4 protein-coding genes are annotated in these 5,648 nt (G+C 74.4%); 1 reads left to right on the top strand and 3 read right to left on the bottom strand.

The features are described from left to right. Window positions 1-1,398, bottom strand: a 1,398-nt coding sequence (gene sepH / locus AKI01S_RS47875; protein ID WP_067833616.1) for a septation protein SepH, incomplete at its 3' end; no start/stop codon positions are given. A gap of 437 nt (window positions 1,399-1,835) precedes the next feature. On the opposite strand from sepH, the gene AKI01S_RS47870 reads away from it, so the two are divergent. Further along, window positions 1,836-2,807 (top strand): hypothetical protein, encoded by a 972-nt coding sequence (locus AKI01S_RS47870; protein WP_067833613.1) that lies wholly within the window; start codon window positions 1,836-1,838, stop codon window positions 2,805-2,807. A 9-nt stretch (window positions 2,808-2,816) separates the two neighbouring features. Here the strand turns inward: AKI01S_RS47870 and AKI01S_RS47865 are convergent, their stop codons facing one another. After that, entirely contained in the window at window positions 2,817-4,127 is a 1,311-nt protein-coding gene (locus tag AKI01S_RS47865) for a D-arabinono-1,4-lactone oxidase (RefSeq protein WP_067833610.1), read from the bottom strand. Between the two features lie 43 nt (window positions 4,128-4,170). Beyond that, window positions 4,171-5,376 (bottom strand): MFS transporter, encoded by a 1,206-nt coding sequence (locus tag AKI01S_RS47860; protein WP_067833607.1) that lies wholly within the window; start codon window positions 5,374-5,376, stop codon window positions 4,171-4,173. Between the last annotated feature and the right edge of the window lie 272 nt (window positions 5,377-5,648).

Genomic DNA, 5,648 nt, shown 5'->3' with positions numbered 1-5,648 from the left:
GGGACGCGGCGGGGGAGCGGGCGCCGGCGCCTCCGCGGCGGGTCGCGCCTCCGGGGACGCGGGCCGCTCCTCGGGCGCGGGCTCCTCGGCGGCCGTCTCGGCGGCGGCGGGCTCGGCCTTCTCCTCCGGCGCGGAGGCGGCCTCCGGGGCCTCCTCCGGCGCGGGCTCGGCGGCCTTCTCCTCCGGTGCGGCCTCCGCCTCGGACGCGGCCTCCGCACTCTCCTCGGCCGGGGCCCCCTCCTCGGCCTCGGCGGCGGCCGGGGCCTCCTCCGGCTCCGTGACCTCGGCGGTCTCAGCGGTCTCGGCGGGCTCGGCGGGCGTCTCGGCGGCGTTCCCGGCCGGTTCCGCGACGGCGGGCGCGGGCTCCTCGGCGGCGGGCTCGGGAGCGGGTTCGGGAGCGGGCGCGGGCTTGGGCTTGGGCACCGGCGCGGGGCGCGGGGCCTCGACGGCCTCAGCGGCCTCAGCGGCGGGCTCGGGACGCTCCTCCCGCTCCGGCTCGTACCCGCCGAAGCGCGGGGTGGCCATCGGCGGCTCGCCGGACAGGTCGCGGGCGGGGAACGGGCGCGGGTCCACCATCCGGCCCCGCTCCACGATGTACTCCCGCGAGTCGAAGTCGTGCACCGACGCCTCGCGCTGGACCTCCCGCTGGACCTCGCGCGGCTCGCCCGGGTGCTCGGCCTCGGCCGGGATGCCGCGCGCGGCCGCGGGCCGCTGCTCCGGACGCTGCTCCGGACGCTGGTCGGGCCGGTTGTCGGAGACGACCTTCATCGCCGGGCGGCGCGGCACGAGCGGCGTCACGGTGTCGGAGAGCGTGTCGTCCTCCCACTCGACGGCGGTCAGCCGCGCGGCGACCTCGTCCAGCGGCGACACCAGGCGGCGGCGCGGGTCGAAGACCCACTCGGCGGCGTGCGGGCGGCCGCCCTCGAAGAACGACAGCCGCACCCGCCAGGTCGAGTTCTCGCACTTCCACGAGTCCCACTCGACCTCCTCCAGGTCGATGCCGCCCCGGCCCAGGCGCTCCTCGACGGTCTCGCCGAGCGGCGGACCGGGGGTGGACTCGCCGGGCCGCCGGACGGCGACGCGCTGCGCCTGCTGGGCCATGTACTCGCGCTCCTGGAGAACCGGGCCCTCGAACCAGCGGACGCGCTCGACCGGGATGCCGGCGGACTCGGCGATCTCCTCCGCCGTCTCCCCGGACCGGATGCGGGCCTGGATCTCCTTGGGGCGCAAGGGACTCTCCACTTCGATCTCGAACTGGCCGAGGCGGGAGAAGTGCCCACGGACCGCGGCGCGCAGCCGGTCGTCTACGGGCAGGGTGAACCGGGTGCCTCGGCCCGCGGTGGCCAGGACGAGGTACGTACCGTCCTCACTGACCGCGACGAGGCGCAGCTCCTGCATGCGTGTCCTTCCTGCCCTGTCCTGACGGCACGGAGGTCACCGGGGCCGTCGGCCCGGTCGCGGGCCCGCCCGCGCCGTTCCGTCCGCCTCGGTGCCCACCGAGGGCGCATGCGTGCCCTTCCCCCGGGTTACCGAGTCTGTCTTTCGGACACACCTGCTGCCAGCACCGTACCCGGCATGTCCGAACATCGCCGCTCTCGAAGCCCTCTTCACGTGCTCGAAGAGGGTGCCCGACCAAGCTTGCCCGTGCCGCGGACCGCGTGGGGACGGTCTGGCCGACTCTTGTGGATCCTTTTCCACACTGTGCCTGACGGGACGGCACGGCTCCAGTGTTTTCGCGTTGTCATCGTCACGTTGGCGAGACGGAACAAGGCTCGTCGTCCCGTTAGTTCCGGTTGTGGGGGAAGTGACGGCCGATCGGACAGGGGGATTCCTTCATGCAGCGCAAGCTGCCCGAGTTGAGCACGACACAACTGATCGCCAGTGGTGCGGCCACGGCCGCGGCCGCCGTGGGGGCGTCCTATCTGGGGGTGTACGGGACGATCATCGGCGCGGCGTTCATGAGCGTCGTCTCGACGGCGGGCACGGCCGTCGCCAAGCACTATCTGGACCAGGGCAGGGAGCAGATCAGGGAGCGCGCGCACCTGGGTGCGGCCGCCGAGCGGGAGGAGGCGGCGCGGGCCGCGGGGGAGCGGGCGACCGACCCGGACCCGACGCGGACCCTGGTCTGGCCCGCGGACCTGGCCGGCGACCCCAACGCCACCCGCCTCGACCCCGGCGCGACCCGCTTGGACCCGCCCGCCGGGGGCGATCCGAACGCCACCCGGCTGGACGGCGTCCCGCCCGAGACGGCCGTGGCGGGGCAGGTGGCGTCCGGCGTCGCCGAGGAGGCGGTCCGCAGGGCGTCCTGGAGTGCGGCGGCCGGGGCGACCCTGGACTGGGCCAGGGAGCGCTGGAAGGTGCTGGTGCTGTCGTCGGCGGCGGTGTTCGCCCTGGTGATCGGCGGGATCACGGTCTACGAGTCGTTCACCGGCACGCCGATCGGCAACAACAGGGACCAGGGCAACACGCTGTCCAACGTGTTCGGCGGCGGTTCCGGGGAGCGGCGGACGCCCGATCCGGTGCCGACCCACGAGCGGACCGGGCGGTCCGGGCAGCCGTCCACCGCGCCGACCGACGCCCCCACCACGCATCCGAGCACCGGCGGGGACGACGGGACGCGGTCCCCGTCCACCGGGCGGCCGACGACCCGGCCCACCGAGCAGCCGACCGGGAAGCCGACCACCTCGCCGTCGCCGACCCCGTCCCCGAGCGGGTCGCGGGGCGGCCAGACCCCCGAGGGCGGTCAGGACGGCACCGACCGGGACCGGTCCGTGCGCGGCGACCAGCCCGCCGGTGACGGCGGCTGACGCGCGCTCTCAGTCGCCGAACACCTGGCGGGTGTAGGGGTTGGCGAAGCGGCGCTCGGGGTCCAGCTTGTTACGCAGCGCCTGGAAGTCGCCGAACCTCGGGTACACCGTCTCCAGGTAGGAGGCGTCGCGGGTGTGCAGCTTGCCCCAGTGCGGGCGTCCGCCGAGGGAGGTCATCAGCTCCTCCACGCCCCCGAAGTAGTCCTCGTGGGCGTCGCGGTGGTAGACGTGCACCGCGATGAACGCCGACCGCCGCCCGTAGGCCATCGACAGCCAGGCGTCCTCCTCGGGCAGCATCCGCACCTCGATCGGGAAGCTGATCTTCCAGTCGCGCCGCTCGAACAGGGCGCGCAGCTCCCGCAGCGCCGGCACCAGCTCCTCGCGCGCGATCGCGTACTCCTGCTCCTTGAACCGCACGGTGCGGGGGCTGGTGAAGACCTTGTAGGAGGTGTCGCTGAAGGTGCGCGCGCCCAGGGCCCTGGCGGAGACGCCGTTGACGAACGGCGTGACGCCCGGCGCGCGGTGGGTGATCCGGTTCAGGCCCTCGAACAGCGTGTTGGACAGGAACCGGTCGTCCAGCCACGCCTTGACGCCCGGCAGCGGCCTGGCCGGGCCCTGCGTGCGGTTGTTGCGCTTGGTCAGGCAGCCGTCGGTGTGCGGGAACCAGTAGAACTCGAAGTGCTCGTTGGCGTCGTCGAACTCGTCGACCCGGCCGAGCACCTCGCCCCACCGCATCGGCTGCTCCTGGGCGCGCAGCAGGAACGCCGGGACGGTCCGCCACGTGATCGCGGTGATGACGCCGAGCGCGCCGACGCCCGCCCGCGCCGCGTCGAACAGCTCGGGGTTCTCCTCCCGCGAGCAGGTGACGGTGCTCCCGTCGGCCAGCACCATCTCCAGGGCGTGGACCTGGGAGGCCAGGCCCGCGGCGTCGCGGCCGGTGCCGTGGGTGGCGGTCTGGAGCGCCCCGGCGACGGTCTGCTCCTGGATGTCGCCCATGTTGGCCAGCGCGAGGCCGTGCTCGTCGAGCAGCCGGTTGAGCGCGCGCAGCGTCAGCCCCGCCTCGACGGTCACCAGGCCGGTGGCGGTGTCCACGGACCGCACGGCGGCCATCCCGGTGGGCCGCAGCAGCACGCCCTCGGCGACGGCCGCGCCGGTGAACGAGTGGCCGGTCCCGGTCATCCGGACCGTGCGGCCGTCGGCGGCGGCCCGGCGCACCGCCTCGGCGACCTGTTCGGTGCTGCGGGGAGTCTCGACGCGCTGGGGCGTGACCTGCTGGTTTCCGGCCCAGTTCTGCCACTTCTCGGTGCTCACGGGGGACATGGGCTGACTCTACCGACCCGGCGATCGTGAGGAAAGTTCACATTTACTGCTGAGTCACTTTCGTGATGGACGGGCCGCTGCCGCGCACCCCCGCGACGCCCACCACGGCCGCCAGCACCGCCGCGCCCAGCGGCACCAGGAACGACGCCGACGAGCCGTAGGCGTCCACCAGCCGCCCCGACGCCGACGCGCCCGCCGCCACGCCGAGCCCCACCATCGTGGACACCAGCGCCAGGCCCTCGGTGAGCTGGTGCGGCGGGACGCGCTGCTCGATCAGCCCGTACCCGGGGATCACCGAGGGGGAGATCGCCAGGCCGGAGAAGAACACCACGATCATCATCGTCCACAGGTCCGTCACCAGCACCGGCGGGATCATCATCACCGCCAGCACCAGCAGGCCGGTCTTGAAGCGCCGGTCCAGGGGGCTGGCCCAGGCCCGCGCCCCGTACCAGAGCGCCGCCGCCGCGCTGCCCAGCGCGTAGCAGCCCAGCACCAGCCCGGCCATCGCCTTGTGGCCCTGCTCCTCGGCGAACGCGACCCCCGAGATGTCGATCGCGCCGAACACCACGCCCAGCATCAGGAACACCGGGACCAGCACCCGCACCGCCGGGTTGGCCAGCACGCCGCCGTGGTGGCCCTCCTGCCGGGGCCTGGGCGGCGGCTCGGTGCCGCGCTGCGCGGCCAGCGCCAGCGAGCCGGCCAGGGTCAGCGCCGACGCCACGGCCAGGCCCGCCGCCGGGTGCACGCCGGTGGACAGCGCCGTCACGATCATGGGACCGGCGACGAAGATGCTCTCGTCCACGACCGACTCGAACGAGAACGCCGTCTGGAGCCGCTCGGGCCGGTCCCGCAGCGCGTGCGACCAGCGCGCCCGCACCCACGCGCCCAGCGACACCTGCGTGGCCCCGGCCAGCGCGGCGAGCGGGAACAGCGTCCACACCGCCAGCCCGACCAGGTCCGAGGCGATCAGCAGGGCGAACGCCGCCGAGTTGACCAGCACCAGCGGCACCAGCACGCGCCGCTGCCCGTACCGGTCCGCCAGCCGCGCGCTCAGCGGCGCACCGACCGCGTACGCGACCGACAGGGTCGCGGCGACGGCCCCGGCGATGCCGTACGATCCGGTCACCGCCGACACGAGCAGGACGATCCCGATGCCGGTCATGGACATCGACATGCGCCCGACGAACCCGGCCGCCACGAACGACCGGGCCCCGCGGACCGACAGCAGATCCCGGTACGGACTGGACACGTTCGGTTCCCCCCGACCCCGGGAGGCCACCGGCTCCCGGCCTACTATTCGACCTGTTGACGACAGAGCTTGATCACGTTACCTGGGTGAAACGGGTGCAAAGCGCAGATAACCCGCCCAAGACGACTCTCGTTGGGAATGGTTGTGGCCTCCTCCTCTCCACCGCGCGCGGCGGCCTCGGAACCGGCACCGGCTGAGGCCCCCTCCGTCCCGCCGTCCGGCGGCCGTCCCGCCGCCCCGGCGCGTCCCGCCGGTCCCCGCGGCCGCGCCCT

This window comes from Actinomadura kijaniata NBRC 14229, assembly GCF_001552175.1.
Taxonomy (GTDB): Bacteria; Actinomycetota; Actinomycetes; order Streptosporangiales; family Streptosporangiaceae; genus Spirillospora; species Spirillospora kijaniata.
Note: the sequence above shows the minus strand (reverse complement) of the source record. Positions and strands in the feature narration are given on the sequence as shown.